General features: G+C 49.3%; 22 protein-coding genes. 18 read left to right on the forward strand and 4 right to left on the reverse strand.

Going from position 1 to position 23,821, the window contains the following annotated elements:
• The first annotated feature begins 9 nt into the window (after positions 1-9).
• The 9 genes from RHD99_RS08815 to sdiA all read left to right on the forward strand — a co-directional run bounded on the left by RHD99_RS08815 (position 10) and on the right by sdiA (position 11,323).
• The gene (locus RHD99_RS08815) at positions 10-1,230 is read left to right on the forward strand and encodes a FliC/FljB family flagellin (protein ID WP_309878461.1); all 1,221 of its coding nucleotides are present in this window, start codon (positions 10-12) and stop codon (positions 1,228-1,230) included.
• Between the two features lie 553 nt (positions 1,231-1,783).
• Positions 1,784-5,257 carry a glycosyltransferase gene (locus RHD99_RS08820; RefSeq protein WP_309878462.1) on the forward strand — a complete coding sequence of 1,158 codons (3,474 nt, stop codon included), beginning with the start codon at positions 1,784-1,786 and terminating at the stop codon, positions 5,255-5,257.
• 259 nt (positions 5,258-5,516) lie between these two features.
• Positions 5,517-6,236: an RNA polymerase sigma factor FliA gene (locus RHD99_RS08825; RefSeq protein ID WP_183269735.1), complete on the forward strand. Its 720-nt coding sequence runs from the start codon at positions 5,517-5,519 to the stop codon at positions 6,234-6,236.
• A gap of 37 nt (positions 6,237-6,273) precedes the next feature.
• Complete coding sequence (fliZ, locus tag RHD99_RS08830; protein WP_309878463.1) at positions 6,274-6,825, forward strand: flagella biosynthesis regulatory protein FliZ; 552 nt, start codon at positions 6,274-6,276, stop codon at positions 6,823-6,825.
• 85 nt (positions 6,826-6,910) lie between these two features.
• Complete coding sequence (gene tcyJ, locus RHD99_RS08835; RefSeq protein WP_183269733.1) at positions 6,911-7,711, forward strand: cystine ABC transporter substrate-binding protein; 801 nt, start codon at positions 6,911-6,913, stop codon at positions 7,709-7,711.
• 122 nt (positions 7,712-7,833) lie between these two features.
• Positions 7,834-8,820, forward strand: a complete 987-nt coding sequence (gene dcyD, locus RHD99_RS08840) for a D-cysteine desulfhydrase (RefSeq protein ID WP_309878464.1) — start codon at positions 7,834-7,836, stop codon at positions 8,818-8,820.
• Positions 8,821-8,977: 157 nt separating this feature from the next.
• Positions 8,978-9,646 carry a cystine ABC transporter permease gene (gene tcyL / locus RHD99_RS08845; protein ID WP_183269731.1) on the forward strand — a complete coding sequence of 223 codons (669 nt, stop codon included), beginning with the start codon at positions 8,978-8,980 and terminating at the stop codon, positions 9,644-9,646.
• Positions 9,643-10,395: an L-cystine ABC transporter ATP-binding protein TcyN gene (gene tcyN / locus RHD99_RS08850; protein ID WP_183269730.1), complete on the forward strand. Its 753-nt coding sequence runs from the start codon at positions 9,643-9,645 to the stop codon at positions 10,393-10,395. The genes tcyL and tcyN overlap by 4 nt, the downstream gene beginning before the upstream one ends.
• Positions 10,396-10,600: 205 nt before the next feature.
• Positions 10,601-11,323, forward strand: coding sequence for a quorum-sensing transcriptional regulator SdiA (gene sdiA, locus RHD99_RS08855; RefSeq protein ID WP_270144667.1), 723 nt, complete (start codon positions 10,601-10,603; stop codon positions 11,321-11,323).
• A 111-nt stretch (positions 11,324-11,434) separates the two neighbouring features.
• On the opposite strand, the gene RHD99_RS08860 is transcribed toward sdiA, so the two are convergent.
• On the reverse strand, positions 11,435-11,659 hold the full coding sequence (locus tag RHD99_RS08860; RefSeq protein WP_183269728.1) for a DUF2594 family protein: 225 nt from the start codon (positions 11,657-11,659) through the stop codon (positions 11,435-11,437).
• 421 nt (positions 11,660-12,080) lie between these two features.
• Here RHD99_RS08860 and uvrY point away from each other — a divergent pair, with 421 nt between their 5' ends.
• Genes uvrY through pgsA form a run of 3 tightly spaced genes read left to right on the forward strand, consistent with a single transcriptional unit; the run spans position 12,081 to position 15,180 of the window.
• Entirely contained in the window at positions 12,081-12,740 is a 660-nt protein-coding gene (gene uvrY, locus RHD99_RS08865; protein WP_270144669.1) for a UvrY/SirA/GacA family response regulator transcription factor, read from the forward strand.
• Entirely contained in the window at positions 12,733-14,565 is a 1,833-nt protein-coding gene (uvrC, locus tag RHD99_RS08870) for an excinuclease ABC subunit UvrC (protein WP_183269726.1), read from the forward strand. The genes uvrY and uvrC overlap by 8 nt, the downstream gene beginning before the upstream one ends.
• A gap of 57 nt (positions 14,566-14,622) precedes the next feature.
• Positions 14,623-15,180, forward strand: a complete 558-nt coding sequence (gene pgsA, locus RHD99_RS08875) for a CDP-diacylglycerol--glycerol-3-phosphate 3-phosphatidyltransferase (protein ID WP_183269725.1) — start codon at positions 14,623-14,625, stop codon at positions 15,178-15,180.
• A gap of 401 nt (positions 15,181-15,581) precedes the next feature.
• Here pgsA and RHD99_RS08880 read toward each other — a convergent pair whose 3' ends face one another.
• Entirely contained in the window at positions 15,582-16,808 is a 1,227-nt protein-coding gene (locus RHD99_RS08880; RefSeq protein WP_309878465.1) for an anaerobic sulfatase maturase, read from the reverse strand.
• A gap of 158 nt (positions 16,809-16,966) precedes the next feature.
• Between RHD99_RS08880 and RHD99_RS08885 the strand changes: the two genes are divergently transcribed.
• The 6 genes from RHD99_RS08885 to RHD99_RS23995 all read left to right on the forward strand — a co-directional run bounded on the left by RHD99_RS08885 (position 16,967) and on the right by RHD99_RS23995 (position 22,753).
• A complete protein-coding gene (locus tag RHD99_RS08885) occupies positions 16,967-18,508 on the forward strand; it encodes a PTS transporter subunit EIIC (RefSeq protein WP_183269723.1) in 1,542 nt (513 codons plus the stop codon).
• 15 nt (positions 18,509-18,523) lie between these two features.
• Positions 18,524-20,284, forward strand: a complete 1,761-nt coding sequence (locus RHD99_RS08890; protein ID WP_309878466.1) for a sulfatase — start codon at positions 18,524-18,526, stop codon at positions 20,282-20,284.
• 2 nt (positions 20,285-20,286) lie between these two features.
• Positions 20,287-21,153 (forward strand): aldose epimerase family protein, encoded by an 867-nt coding sequence (locus RHD99_RS08895; protein WP_309878467.1) that lies wholly within the window; start codon positions 20,287-20,289, stop codon positions 21,151-21,153.
• Between the two features lie 55 nt (positions 21,154-21,208).
• Positions 21,209-22,090 (forward strand): MurR/RpiR family transcriptional regulator, encoded by an 882-nt coding sequence (locus tag RHD99_RS08900; protein ID WP_183269720.1) that lies wholly within the window; start codon positions 21,209-21,211, stop codon positions 22,088-22,090.
• On the forward strand, positions 22,074-22,463 hold the full coding sequence (locus RHD99_RS08905) for a YidH family protein (protein WP_309878468.1): 390 nt from the start codon (positions 22,074-22,076) through the stop codon (positions 22,461-22,463). Before RHD99_RS08900 ends, RHD99_RS08905 begins: the two co-directional genes overlap by 17 nt.
• Before the next feature lie 65 nt (positions 22,464-22,528).
• Entirely contained in the window at positions 22,529-22,753 is a 225-nt protein-coding gene (locus RHD99_RS23995; protein WP_374708479.1) for a hypothetical protein, read from the forward strand.
• A 137-nt stretch (positions 22,754-22,890) separates the two neighbouring features.
• Here RHD99_RS23995 and RHD99_RS08910 read toward each other — a convergent pair whose 3' ends face one another.
• Together RHD99_RS08910 and lysM are read right to left on the reverse strand one after the other, a co-directional pair.
• The gene (locus tag RHD99_RS08910; RefSeq protein ID WP_309878469.1) at positions 22,891-23,286 is read right to left on the reverse strand and encodes a YidB family protein; all 396 of its coding nucleotides are present in this window, start codon (positions 23,284-23,286) and stop codon (positions 22,891-22,893) included.
• Positions 23,287-23,371: 85 nt separating this feature from the next.
• Positions 23,372-23,815: a peptidoglycan-binding protein LysM gene (gene lysM, locus RHD99_RS08915; RefSeq protein WP_309878470.1), complete on the reverse strand. Its 444-nt coding sequence runs from the start codon at positions 23,813-23,815 to the stop codon at positions 23,372-23,374.
• Positions 23,816-23,821 lie beyond the last annotated feature (6 nt).

A 23,821-nucleotide genomic window follows, 5' to 3' on the forward strand; every position in this document is an offset into this window, starting at 1 on the left:
AAATAAATCATGGCACAAGTCATTAATACCAACAGCCTTTCGCTCATCACTCAGAACAACATCAACAAGAACCAGTCTGCTCTGTCGACTTCTATTGAGCGTCTGTCTTCTGGCTTACGTATTAACAGCGCCAAGGACGATGCAGCGGGTCAGGCGATTGCTAACCGTTTCACCTCTAACATTAAAGGCCTGACTCAGGCTGCGCGTAACGCCAACGACGGTATCTCTGTTGCACAGACCACTGAAGGCGCACTGTCAGAAATCAACAACAACTTACAGCGTGTGCGTGAACTGACTGTTCAGGCATCAACCGGTACTAACTCCGCTTCTGACCTGTCTTCTATCCAGGACGAAATCAAATCCCGCCTGTCTGAAATTGACCGTGTATCCGGCCAGACTCAGTTTAACGGCGTGAACGTGCTGGCAAAAGACGGAAAAATGTCTATCCAGGTTGGTGCAAACGATGGTCAAACTATTGATATCGATTTGAAAAAAATCGACTCTAAGACTCTGGGCCTGGACAGCTTTAACGTAAATGGCCCGGTAAGTTCTGGTGGAGCCTTTGGAACAACATCGACAGTGGCAAAAGCTGCTGACTTTACTTCTTATTACGGTTCTACCACCAATGTTTCAGGGGCTACTGTCGCTGAAACTACACCTAATGACTTGGCAACTCGTCTTGGTGTTGCTAGCGGTAGTGTTACTTTGGCTACAGGAGGTGTATACGCAGATGATAATGGCAATCTGTTTGCGAAAGTTACAATCACACCATCCAATGCAACTGAAGTTAATAACCTGAAAGCTAATGGTATTGATAGCGCGAGTGGTAAACCAGCTGATTACTTCATCGCACTGGATCCTCAATCTGCAGATACTAAGACCGCTGCAGGTACTGCTGCATTCAAGATCGATACAACTAACTTGAGCTTGAGCAGTTTGACCACGGGGGCTGCTTCAAGTCCATTGGCAAAATTGGATGCCGCCATTGCTACCGTAGACAAATTCCGTTCTTCTCTGGGTGCAGTGCAGAACCGTCTGGATTCTGCGGTTACTAACCTGAACAACACCACTACTAACCTGTCTGAAGCGCAATCCCGTATTCAGGATGCAGACTATGCGACCGAAGTGTCTAACATGTCTAAAGCGCAGATCATTCAGCAAGCGGGTAACTCTGTGTTGGCAAAATCTAACCAGGTTCCACAGCAAGTTCTGTCTCTGCTGCAGGGCTAATAATCGCCTGGTTACGCTCTAAACCCCCGCTTCCTCGCTAAGGAATCCTCAGCAGCAAGCGGGTAAAAAAGACAGAGGCATAGAGAGATGTGATCTATTGATTTTTCGACCAATTCAAGAAGATTACCTCTATGCCTGCTTATCAGATATGCCATAAATTTCTCCGGATACCTTTATCCTGTTTTATCAAAGTTGCCAGTTTTCCCTGCATGGTTCTACCGTTACCTATATCGAACTCCCGTTCCGGGGAATCTTCATGAAGATATTCCGTTTATATTCGTCAATATCATGTCCTCAGAGCCAGCCAGATTTGTGTCGGACGTTGACTTCCCCGTTTGAGACAGAATGGATATTAACATTGTCTATAGATAAAACCTCAAAATCACGAATTCAACTTCATATTCAATCAATTTGATTTGCCGATCAAAAACAGGGATTAGGGTGTTTTTTAATGGGTATTGCAGGAATTAAATAAAATGGCCTGAGTTATGGTGAAGTCTGTTTATTTATTTCCACGCCAGTCTGCTGTCTGCTATCCATAGGAAAAGTGTTTATGGCTCACCCTGCGCTTGTTAGTATTATTATCCCAGCTTATAAATCCATATGGTTTGAGCAATCGCTAACCAGTGCGATTGCCCAGGATTACCCCCACTGCGAAATTATTGTCTGCGACGACTGTCCGAATGAGAGTATTAGCGAGATAGTGAAGCGCTATCAAGACCGCTGCCAGCATACTATCCGCTATTTCCGCAACCATCCGGCATTGGGTGATGTGGGAAACTACGAAAGATGTTTCCATGAAAGCCAGGGAAAATACATAAAGCTTTTTTCTGATGATGACGTTCTTCACTCCACTTGCGTCAGCAAGCTGGTGGCAGCTATTGAAATACATGATGATGTTCGTATCGCAACTTCCCGCCGCCAACGAATTGATGCCTCAGGGAATAACGCCTCTGACATTCTGGCAACGTCGAGTCCAGTAGCACAGGACAGTATCCTGTGGGGCCGCGATATTATCGCTTTTCAAACCCAGCAGATGATTAATTTCATTGGTGAATTTTGCACGGTTTTAGTGCATCGCGATGACATTCTGGAATTGATGGCGACCGAAGATGGCTTATTTAGCCTCAATGGAGAGGTCATACACTTCTTTGAAGATTTGATGATGTTTACCCGGGTTTTCTGCAACGGGCATCTGGCTTATTTAACTGAAGTGCTGAGTCAATTCCGTATTTCCCGTGTCCAGAAAAGTGATATTGCCCGTCGCGGAGATCCGCGCAGCGAAAAAAGCTCTCTTGCATATATTGAATATGCAAATCAGCTGGTGCAAGAAGTGCCAGGCTGTGCAAGCGGTTTGGTTCGCGTCGCACCGCTAAGCCAGCCGCAACAGTTTGCTGAAAAAGACATTCTGACGCATATGCAGCATGAATTAATCCAAAGCCAGTTCCGTGATTGGTTAGGTGCGCGTAAATTGCTCGATAGTGAACGCCGTCTTACCGATGCCTGGGTTGAGACGCGTGATAAAAATGTCGAACTGGCGGTTATCATCGATAGCGCTGGTGCTGAAACTGATCTGGTTGATGCAACGCTTAATTCACTGAAAGGTGATTATCCAGGACTGACTCTGTCCGTAGTTGTGACGGACGAGGGCATTCCAGGGTTTAATCATGCGATTAAGGAAGTGTGTGCTGAGTGGTTGCTGGTTATCCCCGCAGGGGCAACATTTTACCCGTCAGCTTTATTATCTCTCGGTACAACGCTTATGCAGGCAGGCAGTTTGTTGGCGGTTTACTGTGATGAAACCTTTAGTCCGGATGAATTACAAATGGCTGTGCGATTCCGGCCGGACTTTAACCTGGATCTACTGCTGAGTTCGCCAGGGATCATGGCTCACCATTGGCTTTGGAGACGTGAACTCCTGCTTGCGGCAGAGGGCTTCGATGCCGTTTTCCCTGGGGCGTATGAATTAGACCTTGCATTAAAAGTGGTAGAGACGCAGGGATTTGGTCCAATAGGACATCTTGGCGAACTGTTACTGAATACTGAAATATTCAAAGATCATAACTCGGATGAGTTGGCTGCCATCACCCAACATCTCGCCAGACGTGGCTTTACCAATGCTGAAGTAGTGAAAACAGCACATGGTAACTATCGAGTGGAATATCGCCATGATCAGCGGCCGTTAGTTTCCCTGCTGGTCCTGGCCGACAGCGATCTCCCGGCCCTGATTACCTGTGTGACTTCACTTATTGAAAAAACGACCTGGCTGAATTATGAACTGATTGTGGTGGCAGATAATACGCAAAGCACGCAGGCGCTGGACTGGCTTGAAAGTATTTGTCAGGTGGATCCTGAACGGCTCCAGTTTATTGGATATACCGGTTCTTACCACATTGGCGCTATGACTAACCTTGGCGCTGAGAAAGCCAAGGGTGACTACTTGGTCACGATGCACACTTCGCTTGCGGTGACAGAAGGCAACTGGCTGGAACAGTTAATGAACCACGGATTGCGCCCGGAAGTGGGGATTGTGGGCGGAAAACAATTCTATGCCGATGGCACAATACATCATGCAGGCTACGTGCTGGGCGTTAACGGTGTGGCGGACGATGCCTTCTACGGGGTAAATGATGCTCATAAGGGATATATGGGGCGCTTGCATGCCGATCAGAATTATTCGGCTGTCTCTGGCGAGTTTATGCTGGTGTGTAGAAGCTTGTTTGCCGAATGCAACGGTATGGATGAAAACCTGACATCCCTGAGTGATGTCGATTTTTGTTTACGTGCCAGAGAGCTGGGATACTTAACCGTTTGGACTCCGCATGCCCGTATTCTTCGTACTCCGAGCAAAAAGCATGAAACGGACACCCAGCGGGATAAGCGTTTAGCGCGGAAGAAAGAGGATGAAGACCGCGTATTCGCTCACTGGATGCCGCAAATCGCTAATGACAATGCCTACAATGTGAATTTATCACTCAGCGAGCAACCGTTTACTATTTGCTCTGATAGCTTACTGAGCTGGCGTCCACTGTCATGGAAACCATTACCTGTTGTGGTACCGCATATGGCCGATTACATGGGCTGTGGTTACTATCGAATCATTAAGCCTTTTGAAGCAATGCAGCGGGATGCCATCGTTGACGGAAAGTTGTCTGAAGAGCTGCTGAGTGTGCCTTACCTTGCACGCTATCAACCGGATAGCATTGTCATCCAGCGTAATATCTCCCTGGGTTTTCACGAGTGGGTGCGTCGTACAAGCAAATTAACTAACGTCTTCAAGGTGTTTGAACTTGATGACTATTTGCCGAATATCCCGCTGAAAAGCCATCACCGTTCGCAATTTGGATCAGACGTTATGAAAATGTTGCGAAAAAGTCTGAGCTATATGGACAGATTTGTCGTCTCTACTGAGCCACTGGCCGATGCATTGGGCGATCTCCATCGTGATATCGTTGTCATGCCAAACTGTCTTTCACTCGACTGGTGGGGAAATCTGCACAGCTTGCGCAATCAAGGGAAGAAACCGCGTATTGGTTGGGCTGGTGGTTCAAGTCATACCGGCGATCTTGAGATGATCCTTGATGTAGTGAAAGCGTTTGCTGGTGAGGTTGAATGGGTGTTCTTTGGCATGTGCCCGCCTAAATTACGACCTTATGTGGACGAATTCCACGAAGGGATTGATATTGCTCTTTATCCGCAAAAACTGGCATCGTTGAATCTCGATCTGGCGTTGGCACCGGTAGAAGATAATTTGTTCAATGCCTGTAAGAGTAATTTACGTTTGCTCGAGTATGGTGCCTGTGCGGTTCCGGTTATTTGTAGCGATGTGGCCTGTTACCGTGGGAATTTGCCTGTAACCCGGGTGAAGAATCGCTTCAAAGAGTGGCATGATGCAATCCGCATGCATCTGAACGATCCTAATGCCAGTGAGAAAATGGGACAGCAACTCCAGCAGGCGATTTATCAGCATCATATGCTGCAAGGTGACGTTCTCAATCGTTGGTCGAAAGCCTGGTTACCTTCCTGATAATGCACCATTAAGCCACTTCGGTGGCTTAATGGTGCTTACCCCCAACTCTGATCCTTCCATGCTGTCTGTCATACCCAATCTTCAGAAATTGTCTTTCATGAAACACTGACATTTCCTTTTGGGATAGCTTCTTAATGGGGCTATTTTGGTTACGCCCTTAAAATAGACTGCTTTTTTAGCGCCTATTCTTGCGATTAAAAACCCTCCAGAAACGGATAATCATGCCGATAACTCAACTAACGCAGGGCTGTTTATCGTGAATTCACTGTATACCGCTGAAGGTGTAATGGATAAACACTCGCTGTGGCAGCGTTATGTACCATTGGTGCGTCACGAAGCATTGCGCCTGCAGGTACGCCTGCCCGCGAGTGTGGAGCTTGACGACCTGCTACAGGCGGGCGGCATCGGGTTGTTGAACGCAGTGGACCGTTATGATGCCCTGCAAGGAACGGCATTTACTACCTACGCGGTGCAGCGCATCCGTGGGGCGATGCTTGATGAGTTGCGCAGCCGTGACTGGGTGCCACGCAGCGTCAGGCGTAACGCCCGTGGTGTTGCGCAGGCAATTGGTCAACTGGAGCAAGAGCTGGGCCGTAATGCTACCGAAACAGAAGTGGCAGACCGGTTGGATATCCCGCTCAACGAATACCGCCAGATGTTGCTCGACACGAACAATAGCCAACTCTTCTCTTATGACGAGTGGCGTGAAGAGCATGGCGACAGTATCGAACTGATTACTGAAGAGCATCAGCAGGCGAACCCATTACAACAATTGTTGGAGGGGAATCTTCGCCAACGCGTGATGGATGCGATAGATGCACTACCGGATCGTGAAAAGATGGTGCTGACTCTTTACTACCAGGAAGAGCTGAATCTCAAAGAGATTGGCGCGGTACTGGAAGTGGGGGAGTCGCGCGTCAGTCAGTTGCACAGCCAGGCGATTAAACGCTTACGCACAAAGCTCGGTAAGTTGTAGGGAGTGCCGCACATTATAAGACGACCGGGATAACATCATGACGGTACAGCAATCCAAAAAGCGTCCATTGAGCCGCTATTTAAAAGACTTTAAACACACACAGACTCATTGTGCCCATTGCGCAAAAATACTCGACAGGATCACGCTGACGCGTTGTGGTGAAATTGTCAGCAAAACCGCTATTGCACAGCTTGATTCGCTCATTGATGAAAATAGTTGGCAGACTGAGCGCCAGTCCTGGGCGGCGTTGTGCCGTTTCTGCGGTGATTTGTATTCCAAAGAGCAGCAGCACTATTTCGATATCATCGGCTTTAAAGAGTACCTGTTCGAACAAACTGAGATGAGCCATGGCACCATTCGTGAGTATGTGGTGCGCTTGCGTCGACTCGGTAACCATCTGTCTTCACAGAATATTCCTCTTCCTTCTTCCCCTGTCGCCTACCTCGACGATTCATTTGACGCGTGGTTGCCGCCAACCAGTACCAATAATTACCGTATTGCTCTGCGCAAGTACGGGCAATTTCAAACCCTGAATCAAAATAGGGATGTCCATTTCCAGGAAAATAAATCAACTTCTGATATATATTAAAAAGGCATAAGTTGTAGCACAGTGGTTTTGATTGATTATATTAAGTCGTTACAATACAACCAAAATATAAACATTCGGGGTAACTATGAAATTAGCAATGGTGGGGCGTCAGGCGCTGATGGGCGTACTGGCTGTGGCATTGGTAGCGGGTGCGAGTGTTAAAACGTTCGCCGCCGAAAACTTACTGGCGAAAGTGAAAGAGCGCGGCACATTGCTGGTTGGGCTGGAAGGGACTTATCCTCCGTTTAGCTTCCAGGGTGATGACGGCAAACTGACCGGTTTTGAAGTGGAATTTGCAGAACAGCTGGCGCAGCATCTGGGCGTAAAAGCAGACCTCAAACCCACCAAATGGGACGGTATGCTGGCGTCGCTGGACTCTAAACGCATCGATGTGGTGATTAACCAGGTGACCATTTCTGATGAGCGTAAGAAGAAATACGATTTCTCCACTCCTTATACCGTTTCTGGTATCCAGGCGTTGGTGAAGAAAGGCAACGAAGGCAGCATTACCGGGCCGGACTCCCTGAAAGGTAAAAAAGTCGGCGTCGGTCTTGGGACTAACTACGAAGAGTGGTTACGTGCCAATGTGCAGGGCGTTGATATCCGTACTTATGACGATGACCCAACGAAGTATCAGGATCTGCGCGTAGGCCGTATTGATGCGATTCTGGTCGACCGTCTGGCGGCATTGGATCTGGTGAAGAAAACCAAAGATACCCTGGCGGTAGCAGGTGATGCGTTCTCACGTCAGGAAGCCGGTGTCGCCGTACGTAAAGGCAACGAAGACCTGGTCGAAGCGATTAACAAAGGCATCGCTGACATGCAGAAAGATGGCTCTCTGGCTAAGCTTTCTGAGAAGTGGTTTGGTGCTGACGTAACCAAGTAATATCCGATAATCTGAAAAGGGTGCTGATTCCAGCACCTTTTTTATTTGTATCTGCGGGCAAACCGCCAGGCTGGTGCATAATAAATAAATCTGGAATTTTTATAAGTGTAACGGAGTCGCTCATGTCACTGCATAATCTGACGCGTTTCCCGCGTCTGGAATTCATCGGCGCCCCGACGCCTCTCGAATATCTGCCGCGTTTTTCCGATTATCTCGGCCGCGAAATCTACATCAAACGTGATGACACCACGCCAATGGCGATGGGGGGAAATAAGCTTCGTAAACTTGAGTTTCTGGCCGCCGATGCGTTGCGTGAAGGGGCTGATACGCTGGTGACGGCGGGGGCTATTCAGTCAAACCACGTGCGCCAGACTGCGGCGGTTGCCGCAAAACTTGGCCTAAAGTGCGTAGCTTTACTGGAAAATCCCATTGGTACGCAGGCTGAAAACTATCTCACCAACGGCAACCGTTTGATGCTCGACCTGTTCGATGCTGAAATCGAAATGTGTGACGCGCTGCATTCGCCGGACCAACAACTCGAAGAGATTGCCGTTCGCCTCGAAGCGCAAGGTTTTCGCCCGTACGTGATCCCTGTTGGTGGCTCGAATGCACTGGGCGCGTTGGGTTATGTTGAGAGTGCGCTGGAAATCGCGCAACAGTGTGAAGGTGCGGTCAGTGTTTCATCGGTAGTCGTGGCTTCGGGAAGCGCAGGAACGCATGCTGGGCTGGCGGTTGGCCTTGAGCAAGTCATGCCGGATGTCGATTTAATCGGCGTGACGGTTTCGCGCACTATCGCGCAGCAGTTGCCAAAAGTAGAAGCGTTGCAGCAGGCGGTCGCACAATCGCTGAGTGTCAGCGCGTCAAACCCCATCCATTTATGGGATGATTATTTCGCACCGGGGTATGGTCAGCCTAACGAAGAAGGGCTTGAAGCCATTAAATTGTTAGCGCGTCTGGAAGGGATCTTGCTCGATCCAGTTTATACCGGCAAAGCGATGGCGGGATTAATTGATGGTGTGGCGCAGAAGCGTTTTAAAGACGACGGCCCAATTATCTTTATTCATACGGGCGGAGCGCCAGCGCTGTTTGCGTATCATCCGCACGTATAATTACCCGTCATACTTGAAGTTGCCTCTGCGTTGGCTGCACTCACTCACCCCAGTCACTTACTCAAGTAAGCTCCTGGGGACTCCCGAGTTTGCCGCCTGGATGCAACTCCAATTATTTAGGGTATAGCTAATAATAAAAAACAGGGTACATCTAAGTATGCAAGAAAGTATTCAACTGGTGCTGGACTCGGCACCGTTTCTGCTCAAAGGTGCCGTCTTTACGCTGCAACTCAGCATCGGCGGTATGTTCTTTGGGTTGATACTCGGCTTTTTGTTGGCGCTGATGCGTTTGTCATCGTTTTTGCCGTTTCGCTGGCTATCGCGTTTTTACGTGTCGATTTTTCGCGGGACACCGTTAATCGCTCAGCTCTTCATGATCTATTACGGCTTACCGCAGTTTGGCATTGAACTGGATCCTATTCCGGCGGCGATGATTGGTTTGTCGCTCAATACCGCCGCCTACGCATCCGAAACGTTACGTGCGGCGATTTCGTCTATCGAGAAAGGGCAGTGGGAAGCCGCAGCCAGTATCGGGATGACGCCGTGGCAAACGTTGCGTCGGGCGATTTTGCCGCAGGCCGCGCGTGTCGCGTTACCGCCGCTGAGCAACAGTTTTATCAGTCTGGTGAAAGACACGTCCCTTGCGGCAACCATTCAGGTTCCGGAACTGTTTCGCCAGGCGCAGCTTATTACCTCCCGTACTCTTGAGGTATTTACCATGTATCTCGCGGCATCTTTGATTTACTGGGTAATGGCAACGGTGCTCTCGTCGTTGCAAAACTACTTTGAAAATCAGCTAAACCGCCAGGACAGGGATCCAAAATGAGCGCAATCGACGTAAAACAACTGGTCAAAAAATTCCACGGGCAGACCGTGCTGCATGGTATCGATCTGGAAGTGAAAGCGGGCGAAGTGGTGGCGATCATCGGGCCAAGTGGTTCCGGTAAAACCACCTTGCTGCGTTGCATTAATTTACTGGAAGAGCCCGAATCTGGGACCATCAAGGTCGGTGAAATTTCCATTGATGCGGCGCAGTCGCTCAGTAAACAGAAAAATCGCGTGCGGGAATTGCGCCAGCACGTGGGATTCGTGTTTCAAAGCTTCAACCTTTTCCCCCATCGAACGGTGATTGAGAACATCATCGAAGGGCCGGTTATCGTGAAAGGTGAACCGAAGGACGAAGCTATTGCGCGGGCACGTGAATTGCTGGCAAAAGTCGGCCTGAGCGGTAAAGAAACCAGCTATCCGCGTCGTCTTTCCGGTGGACAGCAACAACGTGTGGCGATTGCACGCGCGTTGGCGATGCGACCAGAAGTGATTTTGTTTGATGAGCCAACGTCAGCGCTCGATCCTGAGCTGGTGGGCGAAGTGTTGAGCACTATCCGCCAACTCGCGGAAGAAAAACGCACGATGGTCATCGTGACGCATGAAATGAGCTTTGCACGTGATGTTGCTGACCGTGCCATTTTTATGGATCAAGGCCGCATTGTTGAGCAGGGGCCAGCACGTGAATTGTTTGCCAATCCTAAACAACCACGCACGCAACAGTTCCTGGAAAAATTCCTCACCCAATGATCGGTATGGCCCCATTCGGGGCCATTAACCGTTGCGTGTGATGGATAAATCATAAGCTAAATTAATGAGGTAATGGCCATTTAGCGCGATTTTTCAATATTCTGCGCCAATGGCCGTTTTATCATATAAATAATATTGATAAATGTGATAGCGTTAGGCATTACATTTGTAAATGATTTCCGTGTCAGGAGAATCGCCAGACATAATGGACGATCGCAACTTTTTTATCTGGCGGCAGGATGCGCTGAATATCTTCCAGTCTGTGACTCAGGCTGACGAAATAACGAAAATACTTCATCAGCAAACGGCATTGCTGGAATTTGACTATTACTCCTTGTGCATTCGTCACCCGGTCCCCTTTACGCGCCCGAAGACGTCGTTAAAGTCGACATATCCCCAGCGTTGGCTCGACCATTATCATGCAGAAAATTATTTCGCTATTGATCCGGTTTTACGCCCTGAAAATTTCATGCGCGGGAATCTGCAGTGGAATGACGAGCTTTTTAGTGACACGCAGGATTTCTGGGATGCGGCAAGAGATCACGGCCTGCGACGCGGCATAACCCAGTGCGTGATGGCACCTAATCGTGCGCTGGGCTTTTATTCGGTCTCGCGCACGGTGGGGAAAGGCAAAGTTTTGCCTGAGGATGAACTGCAAATGCGCCTGCAATATTTGGCGGAACTGAGCTTAATGACGTTAATGCGTCTTAATGACCCATCAATGGCAGCGATGGCATTAAAGCTGAGCAAACGTGAGCGAGAAATATTGCAATGGACTGGCGAGGGGAAAACATCAGCTGAGATCGCAATTATTTTGTCGATATCAGAAAATACAGTGAATTTTCACCAGAAAAATATGCAAAAGAAATTTAATGCACCTAATAAAACACAAATTGCCTGTTATGCAGCAGCGATAGGGATTATTTAATATTCCCGCCTACCTGCATCTTGAAATTCTTGGGCATATAAAGAAGGTCTTGCGGGGTTTGTGCAACGAAACGGCTGGAGAACCTGAGCTCATCCAGCCGTCGCGATTCGATTACTGACGGTATGCCTGTTTAATTTGCTTAACAGTATTACCAAAAACGTCTGCGTGGGCCGAGTCTTCCATTTGAGCGATTTGCTTTTCCATTTTGATAATAACCTTGCCTGCATCGGCTTGGCCCATGGCTTTCAGCATCTGAGTTAGCATTGCCTTCAGACAGGTGACTTCAATAGCCAATTCACTACTGTTGTCTGCGGTGGAAAAATCAGGAGTGCTCATTCGTGTTCCTCGGTCTCGGTTGGTACACCGTTGTTTCGTGTAACGGTTTCGTAAGGCGGCGGAGTATAGCACAGTCGTAAACCATTTTATTAGTGGTTACGTGAAGGTGCCAGCGTGGTCACTGTACAATGCGAGTGATTGTATTGAATTTGTTTATTTATAGTTAAAAAAACGTAACGATGCGATCGTTATTTAATATTTCTATTACAAGTGGATTTTGGTTTTTTTTAATATGAAAAGCATTTTTACTATTTATATCGATGAATCAATCTGTTTTCTGTCTCTACCTCCCGTGTACAATTAAATTTCCAAACAGGTGTAAGTTCTGAAAATCTGTTTTTATATTTTAAAGTTGCCTGAAAACCCGTTAATATGGTTTAGTAATTTTCAGCAGCGTTATCCCTATTCTGGAGAGGTCCCCTTGATCAACGTACTTCTTGTTGATGACCACGAACTGGTGCGCGCAGGGATACGACGCATTCTTGAAGATATCAAAGGGATCAAGATATCAGGTGAAGCAAATTGCGGTGAGGATGCCGTAAAGTGGTGCCGTAGTCATCCGGTTGATGTTGTCCTGATGGACATGAACATGCCGGGTATTGGTGGCCTGGAAGCAACACGCAAAATCGTGCGGTATTCAACCGATATCAAAGTGATTATGCTGACGATTCACACCGAGAATCCGTTACCTGCGAAAGTTATGCAAGCGGGTGCCTCTGGTTATTTAAGTAAAGGTGCCGCGCCACAAGATGTGGTAAATGCGATTCGTTCGGTCAATGCGGGGCAGCGCTACATAGCGTCAGATATTGCCCAACAGATGGCATTAAGCCAGATTGAACCTGAAAAAACAGACACGCCGTTTGCGAGTTTGTCTGAGCGTGAATTACAGATTATGCTGATGATCACCAAAGGCCAGAAGGTCAATGAGATCTCAGAGCAGCTTAATCTCAGCCCGAAAACGGTCAACAGTTACCGTTACCGCATGTTTAGTAAACTGAATATCAGTGGCGATGTTGAGCTGACACACCTGGCCATTCGTCATGGTTTATTTAGTGCGGAGACGTTAATCAGTAGTGAGTGAAATCTTTGACCCACGAGCTTTTCTTAAAACCGTAACCAGTAAACCTGGCGTCTATCGTATGTATGACGCCAGTGAAACGGTCATTTACGTTGGTAAAGCAAAAGACTTGAAGAAGCGTTTGTCGAGCTACTTCAGGAGCAATCTTGCAAGCCGTAAAACAGAAGCTCTGGTTGCCTTAATCCAGCATATTGACGTGACGGTCACTCACACCGAAACCGAAGCGTTGTTGCTGGAACACAACTACATCAAACTGTATCAGCCGCGTTACAACGTGCTGCTGCGTGATGACAAATCCTATCCCTTTATTTTCCTCAGTAGCGATACTCACCCGCGACTTGCAATGCATCGTGGGGCGAAACACGCGAAAGGGGAATATTTTGGGCCATTCCCGAATGGCTACGCAGTGCGCGAAACTCTGGCGTTATTGCAGAAAATTTTCCCGATTCGCCAGTGCGAAAATAATGTCTATCGCAATCGTTCGCGCCCTTGTTTGCAATATCAAATTGGGCGGTGCCTCGGGCCATGCGTGGCAGGTTTAGTCAGTGAAGATGACTATGCTCAGCAAGTGGAATATGTCCGTTTGTTCCTGTCCGGTAAAGACGATCAGGTTCTGAATCAACTGATCGCCAGGATGGAAGAGGCGAGCAAAAATCTGGCGTTTGAAGAAGCCGCGAGAATTCGCGATCAAATTCAGGCGGTGCGTCGCGTAACTGAGAAACAGTTTGTTTCCAATACGGGCGATGATTTGGACGTGATTGGTGTGTCGTTTGATGCGGGTATGGCATGCGTGCACGTGCTTTTTATTCGTCAGGGCAAAGTATTAGGCAGCCGAAGTTATTTCCCCAAAGTGCCAAACGGCACAGAACTCTCAGAAGTGGTCGAAACATTTGTCGGTCAGTTCTATTTGCAAGGCAGTCAGATGCGCACCTTGCCTTCTGAAATTCTGCTCGATTTCAATCTGCCGGATAAAACCTTGCTGTCAGACTCTTTAACTGAGCTGGCTGGGCGGCGAATCAACGTGCAGACCAAGCCTCGCGGTGACCGCGCGCGTTACCTCAAACTGGCCCGAACCAATGCGGCAACGGCGCTGGTGACGCGTCTTGCGCAGCAATCAACCATCCATCAGCGATTAACGGCCCTGGCCAGCGTGCTTGAATTGCCCGAAATCAAACGGATGGAGTGCTTTGACATCAGCCACACCATGGGCGAGCAAACCGTGGCCTCCTGTGTCGTTTTTGATGCCAATGGCCCGCTGCGTGCCGAATATCGACGCTACAACATTGAAGGCATTACGCCGGGCGATGATTATGCCGCGATGAATCAGGTGCTGCGTCGTCGCTACGGTAAGGCGATAGATGAGAGCAAAGTGCCCGATGTGATTCTCATTGACGGCGGGAAAGGGCAACTCGGCCAGGCGAAAGCGGTATTTGCGGAGCTGGATGTTCCCTGGGACAAACATCATCCTCTGTTGCTGGGCGTGGCAAAAGGGGCTGACCGTAAAGCCGGACTGGAGACATTGTTCTTCGAACCGGAAGGTGAGGGGTTCTCATTGCCACCAGATTCCCCAGCGCTACACGTTATTCAGCATATCCGTGATGAATCCCACGACCATGCGATTTCTGGCCATCGCAAAAAACGTGCAAAAGTAAAAAATACCAGTGCGCTGGAGACAATCGAAGGCGTTGGGCCAAAACGTCGTCAGATGTTGTTGAAATATATGGGGGGATTGCAACCATTAAAGAATGCATCCGTAGAAGAAATCGCAAAAGTGCCGGGTATCTCGCAAGCGTTGGCAGAAAAGATCTTCTACTCGTTGAAACATTAAGGGCTCTGTAGCAACATAGAGACAATTTCCACTTACGACAGACAGTTAACCAGCACTATGCAATTTAATATCCCAACATTGCTTACTCTGTTTCGTATCATCCTTATCCCATTCTTTGTGCTGGCTTTTTATCTGCCGTTTAGTTGGGCGCCATTCCTATGCGCGTTTATCTTCTGGTTTGCCGCTATCACTGACTGGTTTGATGGTTATCTGGCGCGTCGCTGGAACCAAAGCACGCGTTTTGGCGCCTTCCTTGATCCTGTAGCGGATAAAGTTATGGTCGTCGTCGCACTGGTGCTGGTGGTTGAACACTATCACGCATGGTGGGTGACGTTACCTGCGGCCACCATGATTGCTCGTGAAATTATTATTTCTGCATTGCGCGAGTGGATGGCTGAGATCGGCAAACGCAGCAGTGTTGCCGTCTCCTGGATTGGTAAATCCAAAACCATGGCCCAGATGCTGGCATTGATCGGTATGCTGTGGCGTCCCAATATGTGGGTTGAATATGCGGGGATTGGTCTGTTCTTTATCGCGGCGGTGTTAACGTTCTGGTCAATGTTCCAGTACCTGAAAGCGGCCAGCAAAGACCTGCTCGACAACTCCGGCGTTTAATCTTTCCCAGAAATCTGCCTCATTTCTTTGCTACACGAGAGTTATCTATCCTGACGGTAACTCTCGACCTTCTCCTTAGCGCTTCCCAAAAAGCAAAAAGCCCGCTTAGTTTCCTAAGCGGGCTTCTTAAATTTGGCTCTGACTGGACTCGCCTTTGCCAGTAACTGACTGAATAGTAATTTAAAGAAAAAATTTTAATTTGTCGCGACCACCAAATTGACCACCTTTTTACAGTGAAGGTCCTTTGCTTTCTAAAGTGCAATCATCAGGTGACAAAGTGCCAGGTCTGTTTAGCGGCAAGCCTGACCTGGCGGTTTTGTATTACGGTTTTCCAGCGGCTGTCATCGTTACCGAGCCGTTACTTAGAATTTTTTTCTGGTCGTCAACTGCGGCTATCCTGGTCAGATACTCGAGCTCTGCGTCGTGTCCGCAAAGAACCCAACATGCATAATGCTGGCAGGGGGGCGCTGCTGCTGAATTTGTTCCGCCATGTAGCGCATGTAGGGATTGATATGACTGAATATAGCCTTGTACCCTGCGCACAGATGGTTATGCCAGCGCTCGCCGCTTTTATGGATACGGTGTTTTGGGCATCCTCCGTGACAGGCAAAACGCCACTCGCACTGCATACATTGCGCGCTGACTTCCGTTTTTGCCATCCCAAATTTTCGCTGCTGTTTGCTCCCCGCCATCTTCGCCAGACTGTCGCGTCGAACATTCCCTAATCGATGTTCCGGGTAAACGTAATGATCGCAACTGTAAACATCCCCGTTTTGCTCGACCACCAGGCCAAAGCCGCACGACGACTGCATCACGCATAACGACGGTTTTTCACCCAGCCATGCGGCTAACGCACTGTCAAACATCTGTATATACACGCGACCAACGTCCTGCCTGACCCAGAGGTCAAAAACGCCATTGATGAATTTTCCCCATTGTTCCCCTGAGACAGACCATTCGGTTACTGAGCGTCCTTCCAGGGTTTGCGGGTAGAGGAGTTCGCCGAATTTTTCATTGACGGGGCGTTGTTCTACCGCCGGGATAAACTGGATGAACTCCGCTTTCAGTTCCTGACTGAGGTACCGGTAAATCTCCTGTGGATGTTCTGCGGTGACATTGTTCACCACCGTCAACACGTTAACATCCACATTGTATTGTCTGAGCAGGGCCATGGCGCGGGTCACTTTGTCAAAGACGGATTGTTGACTGCGTGTTTTCCGGTAGCGGTCATGTAACCATGCCGGGCCGTCAATGGATAATCCGACCAGGAAGCGATGTCTGGCCAAAAACTCAGCCCACTGTTCATCAATCAGTACGCCATTGGTCTGCATGCTGTTGCTGATGCGTTTACCACCCGCATATTTTTTCTGCAGCTTAAGTGCCTTTTCATAGAACGTAATACCCGCAAGGGTAGGTTCGCCACCTTGCCAGGTAAATTCAATGTCCTGACCAGGATTGGCGTCAATATACTGACGAACATAGGCTTCAAGCGTCGCGTCATCCATGTGCCGCGCCGCTTTTTTGGGCTTCAGCGTGCCTTGTTCCTTCTCAAGGTAAAAGCAGTAATCACAGGCGATATTGCACTGGTAACTGACCGGTTTGGCCATCAGATGAAAGGGTCGGCTCATGAGCGCTCCTGAAAAAATACACACAGAGAATTTAGTGATTCTGCTCACTTATTTATCAATACCTTTTGACTTTAAGTGAAAAGGATCGAAATATAGATTTCACAATTAATCATAATACATGAAATTTAAATTTCATAACATCAACATCAGGGGTCTTTATGAGCAAACTGTTTGCCGGAGCACAGAACCTGGGCAAATCGTTTATGTTACCGATTGCCGTTCTGCCTGCTGCGGGCCTGCTTCTGGGATTTGGCGGTGTTTTCACCAATCCAGTGACGATATCAACCTATCCGGTCCTGAACAGTGAATTCATTCAGGCAATATTCACCGTGATGAAACTGTGCGGCAGCGTGGTCTTCGATAACCTGTCGTTGCTGTTTGCGGTGGGTATTGCTGTGGGGATGGCGCGTAGCGACAAAGGAACCGCGGGCCTGGCTGCAGTGCTGTGTTTTATCGTGATGAATAAAGCCATTAATGCCTCTTTACTGCTCTCAGGGACGCTGGCAACTGAAAATTTGGCTGCAGCCGGGCAGGCGAGCGTAATGGGTATTACCACGCTGCAAACCGGTGTCATGGGCGGCATCATGAGTGGTCTGCTGGCTTTCTGGGTGCAGAAGCGTTTTGGTAAAACAGAACTTCCCAACCTGCTGGCCTTTTTCAGTGGCTCCCGTCTCGTGCCGATTATGAGTTCGTTTTTCGCCATTTTCCTCGGTGTCGCGCTGTTCTGGGTATGGCCGCATATCCAGTCAGGGATCACTCATCTCGGGTGGCTGGTTGAAAAAACCGGTTATATCGGGACGATGATCTACGGCATGATCCTTAAATGTCTGATTCCTCTCGGGCTTCATCACTTGTTCTATCTCCCGTTCTGGTTGACCAGTGTCGGAGGAGAGGCTGTGGTGAACGGTCATCTGGTGCAGGGAACGCAGAAAATCTTCTTTGCACAGTTAGCCGACCCCTCTGTGACGCACTACTACATCGGGGTGTCGCGCTTTATGGCGGGTCGCTTTGCTGATTTCATGTTTGGCCTGCCAGGGGCGGCACTGGCGATTTACCATTCGGCTCGCCCGGAAAACAAGAAAAAGGTCGCCAGCCTGATGCTCTCTGCGGCACTGACCGCTTTTGTCACCGGGATCACTGAACCACTGGAATTTGCCTTTATGTTCTGTGCGCCATTGCTGTACGGCGTACACATCGTGCTGACCGGCGTTGCTTTCATGCTGACCCATATTCTGCAAATCACCGTTGGGCAAACCTTCTCCGGTGGCTTGATCGACTTCCTGCTTTTCGGGGTGTTACAAGGCAATGCCAAAACCAACTGGTTGCTGATGTTACCGCTGGGTGCGGTGATGTTCTGCCTCTATTACTTCTCCTTCCGCTTCCTGATCAACTGGCGTCAGCTAAAAACACCGGGTCGTGATAATGAGAGCGAAGAAGAGGAGGCGGAAGCGCCCGTCAGCGGAAATGCGCGTGCGGCAGGGATCGTGCAGGCATTGGGTGGGCGGGACAATATTGTCGATGTGGACTGCTGTGCAACCCGACTGCGTATTACCGTCAAAAACCCACAACACGTCACGGTAGATGCCTTTAAACAACTGGGCAGTCGCGGAGCTTTCGTGCGGGGTGAAGGGGTGCAAGTGGTCTATGGCCCCCATGTCACACTGATTAAGAACGAAGTTGAAGAATTTATCGGTTCATAGAAGAAGAGAAGTCTAATGAAAGCTGTAATGCTGATGTTTGATACGCTGACCCGTAATCACCTTGCCCCTTACGGCGGGGATGCGATTACGCCGAACTTTACCCGTTTGGCACGGGAATCGGCTCAGTTTGATAATTTCTATGTTGGCAGCATGCCTTGTATGCCAGCTCGCCGGGAATTACACACCGGTCGCTATAACTTTTTGCACCGTAGCTGGGGCCCGATTGAGCCGTTTGATTTTTCGACCTTCCAGGCGCTGCATCAGGCTGGTGTCCACACGCATATGGTGACGGATCACAAGCACTACTGGCGGGATGGTGGCGCAACTTACCATACCCGTTACTCCACGTTTGAATTTATCCGTGGCCAGGAAGGAGATTGCTGGAAAGGGCAGGTTGAAAAGCCCGCCATCAACTGGCAAGGGATGGAAGACGAAGAGACGCTGCGCCGACGTAGCGGGCGAATGACTCAGGATCTGATCAACCGTGCCGCCATGCCGACTCAGGAAGAGCACTTTACGCATCGCACAGTCAGTGCCGGGCTGGAGTTTCTGGAAACCAACCAGCATCAGGACAACTGGTTCCTGCAAATCGAATGCTTTGATCCACATGAACCGTTCTTTGTGCCGGAAAAATACCTGGCCCAGTATGGCTGCACGGCAGAAGAGTTCGACGGTTGGGTGCCCTATTACTGTGGTGCGCCGGGCGGTAAGGATGACGAAAAAGTCAGGAATTTTTACCAGGCCCTGGTCACCATGTGTGATGACTATCTTGGGCAGGTGATGGACAAGCTCAAAGCGCTGGATTTGTGGGAAGACACGTTGTTTATCGTCTGCACCGACCACGGCTTTTTGCTAGGCGAACACCAGTGGTGGGGCAAAAACATCATGCCGGTGTATAACGAAATCGCTAATACCCCGTTTTTCATCCGCGATCCGCGCAGTAAAACACAAGGGGTTCGACGCAGTGCTCTGGCGCAAACTGTCGATATCCCGGCAACGTTGTTGGACTATTTTGACGTCCCACTCCCGTCTTCTATGACCGGTAAACCGCTACGTCCGGCGGTGGAAAACGACACCCCCATCAGGGATCACGCGTTGTTCGGCTATTACGGTGGGCATATTAATATCACCGACGGTGAATATGTTTACATGCGTTGCCCGCGTGAAGAAGGCAAGGGGAATCTGTTCGAATACACCCTGATGCCTACGCGAATTGACAGCATGTTTAGCGTCAGGGATTTGAAAGACATCCGCATTCATCCGGGGTTTGATTTTACCCAGGGCGCACAGGTGATGCAGATCCCGGCCTCGTTTGGTTATCTGAACCCGTGGCGCTTCGGCGATAAACTGTTTGATCTGAAATCCGATCCCGGTCAGATGCAACCGTTGCATGACAGTGAACGCGCATTTCACTACGCCCTGGCGATGAAAGGACTGATGCAGATCCACGACGCTCCGCCAGAACTCTATACCCGTTTTGAACTGGATTCGTTGACGCGAGAAGGCGAACAGGCGTTTGCCGAACGCTGGGCCCGACATAACACCTGGACAGAAGGAAACTATCGCTGTGCAGACCATGGCGTAGAAGAGGCGCTGCGTTTTGTGCTGAGTGCGGCACGGGAACAGGGGCTTTCTCAGGACGCAGTACTCGGGCATTTACCGCCAGGCCATACGCTGACGGAAATCGATATCTTCACGCTGATAGATGCTTGCTTCAGCGGCGATAAACATAAAGCGCTGGTCTATCAGTCTCGCCTGTTGCTGAGAACGGAGTAACTATGACGGTCTGGCGTCTGGAAAATGAGCGGTTTCAGGTTGAAATAAGCGAAACGGGTGGCGAGATTTCTCATATTCGAGACAAACGAGAGAGTCGGGAGTGGATGTGGCAACCTCGCGCAGATGTCTGGAATAACTCGGCCACGCAACTGTTCCCGGTTGTGGGACGGTTGATCCACGAGGGTGTGTGGAGCGAGGGGCAATTTTTGCCGTTACCAGCCCATGGCTTTCTCCGTCGCCAGCCGTTTCACCGCATTAACAACAACAGCGACCAGCTTGTACTTGAAGCCAGATCCACACCAGAAACGTGGGCTGCCTGGCCGTGGAAATGGCGGGTGCAGGTGCACATTACGCTGCATGACGAGGGGCTAACGTTCAGCCAACACATTTTCAATGATGATACCCGTCCCTTTAGGTATTCCGTTGGCTGGCATCCTGGTTTTGCGCTGCCGCTGGCAACTGAAACGGGATGGTGGGTCGATTTTGGGGAAGAGGGGGTTAATGGACCCTTTCCGACCCGCGAGCGGACGCTGGAAATCAAGGATGCTACGCCGCTAACCACGCAGTTTCCCCTGACGAGCGAGGCTTTTCAGGCTGGCGCGGTCTATTTTGGCGGCAGCCAGCAGCGGCAAATTCATATTCGCAGGCCTGATGGCGTGACCGTACTGACGATGGAAACCGGGGCTCATGACTGGCTGGCGCTGTGGGGAGTGCCGGGGGAAGATCTTCTGTGTATCGAACCGTTGGCCGGAACAACCGACGCCCCTGATTTTGATGGACAAATCCAGCATAAGCGGGGGTTCCGGCAACTGATGCCAGGCAACAAGCAGACGTTTGACGTCAGATTGCGGTTTGCGATGGACGCGTGAGCGGAGGAGCGCCAGAATACAACCTGCCATTATCGCAGGGGAGCAGAGCACAGTTATGAGTGTTAACCGGGAAAACGTACGGGTGTACATCAGCAATATTCTGGGGGGGCTGGGTGAAACAGACCGGCACATTGCAGAGTTTATTCTGCAACAGCCAGCTAAAGTCGCCCAGATGCCAGTGCGAAAATTGGCGGAAACAGTGCAACTTAGTGAAGCGACCATCGTCCGTTTTTGCAAAAAGATTGGCTACACAGGTTTGCTGGAGCTGAAAGCTGCACTGAAACGCGAGTTGCTGGAGGAAAGCGACCTGCTTTTACCTTCATCGCCGGATATTTTTTTAGATGACACGCGTAATGATGTCGCACAGAAAATTGCCCTGACGGTGGATACCACCATGAAGGAGACCATCGGGCTGCTCGACATGAAAGTGGTCAAACCGGTTGTGGAGCGTTTTTTGCGGGCAAACCGGGTGCTGTTTGTGGGATTTGGCGCATCGGGACTGTCTGCAATGGAAGCGCGCGACAAAATGAACCGCCAGGGCATCGACTCTGAAGCATATACCGACCGTTTTACCATGACGTTGAAACTGGCCAACCTGAAACCCACTGACCTCGTCGTGGCCTTTTCCCATTCCGGCGAGACACCAGAAGTGGTGAATGCATTCAGGCTGGCTAAAAAGGCAGGCGCGGAATGTCTTGCTATTACCCACAGTCCGCAGTCGCCACTGACGGAGCTTGCGGATAGCTGGTTGCTGACCTGTGGGAGCGCAGGACCTTACCAGGGGGACTCTATTGCCACACGTATTTCGCAACTGTTCATCATCGAGTTTTTGTGCACTGAAGTGACCAGACATAACCTGCGCGACAGTGTATCAACAGGGCTATCGATTAAAGAATTACTGATAAAAGAAAGGATTAAGCATGAATCGACAGGATAGTTTTCCATCCTCTCAGCCTCGGGGTAAATGGTGGCTTGCGGGAAAAATGCCGGATTACCGATTCACTCTGGCCAATGAAAGAACGTTTCTGGCCTGGATACGTACTGCGCTGGCGCTGATGGCGGGAGCGGTGGGGATTGAGCAATTTTCACCTCAACTTTCGTCTGATGCACTCCGAATGACGCTCTCTTTATTACTCCTGAGCGCCGCTTCCTGTATGGGGTTTATCGCCTGGCGGCGCTGGCGTAAAAATGAATATGCTATGCGACTGGAGCGTGATCTGCCCTACACCCGAACACTGGTGGTGCTGGCCGGATTTATGTTCATCATCGCGGTATTGCTTGCGGTATTACTCTGGCAGGGACAGGCATAATGAGCAGAGACCCCGGATTACAACCTGAACGGACCCAATTGTCCTGGCACAGAACGGGATGGTCGATGTTGTTGCCAGGGTTGCTATGTCTGCGTGGCTGGACGCATTCTGGAGACATCTTTTACATGATGGGGGGGATGTTGTTATTAAGCGGTTCTTTAGCGATGTTTTGCGGTTTGGTTCAGCGTCGGCATTACATTGTGTCCTTCACTGTGGTGGCAACGGGCATATTGCTTTTGCTAATGATTGTTTTGAAAATCAAGATATTGTTTCCCATCATAACGGTGTAATGGGAAGGCCAGGGAAAGGATTGCTAGTCAACCTGTTTCAGGTAACTGCACGGTATTTTATAGGTTATCTCTGTAGACCCTCTAACCCCCAGACAAATCACTTTCTAAAATGTTTGTCCGGAGGAAGTCAATCACGACTAGCCGAACAATTTACCCTTTAACATACTTAATCCGGTTGAGACTAAGTCATTATTTTCATCCAGATGACCATTCGGAGAGAGGCCATCAACAATTTTTGGCAAATACTCTGCGATTAATCCTGATGCACTCTGCGCATCAATCCCTAACTTTGTTGCCAGTCCAGCAATCACTGGGGAGCCCAATATCGAAGCAATTTGTTCGGAAGAAATAGGCAGGTTGTTGCCACTGCTGACCCAAGAATCAACGATGCCACTTAGCCCAGACTGGCGGAATTTTTCCAGCAATCCAGAAATCCCACCCTCTTGCTGACACCATGAAAATATCTCCTGATATGCGCCCATATTTTCACCCAGGTTGCCAGACATACCTGCCATTTGTTCAAATAAACTCACGACATTACTCCTTGTTTGTATTAATTTATTTCACTATAGAAAATCCTCATTCTTGATGAAAGCAATGAGGAGGTGAAGTGTATTTTTATGGGATGATTAGAGTCTGACCCACATAAATTTTGTTTGGATCTTTCAGCATCGGCTTATTGGCTTCAAATATACGTTGATATTCATTGGGTGTTCCATATTCAGTTTTTGAAATAGAACTTAACGTATCACCTGATTTTACGGTGTAATAGCGGCTTTCAGTCCCCGACGACGCTGCTGAAATATTATCGTTAACTTGACTAATACCAGCAACGTTACCGATGGCGACCAGAATTTTTTCTTTAGCTTCCTGTGATAAACCCTCACCATCAACTGTGGCTGTGCCATCTTCGGCAACCTGGACTGCCACGTTTTCTGCACCAGGGATCCCTAATCCTTTGATATGGTCTTGCAGATTCGTGCCGAGTTCATCGCTATTTTTTCCTGCTACAGAATCCCATAATTTGACGCCAGCTTCAGTTACAAAACTAAACAGACCCATTTCATT

It is taken from the genome of Buttiauxella selenatireducens (assembly GCF_031432975.1).
GTDB lineage: Bacteria > Pseudomonadota > Gammaproteobacteria > Enterobacterales > Enterobacteriaceae > Buttiauxella > Buttiauxella selenatireducens.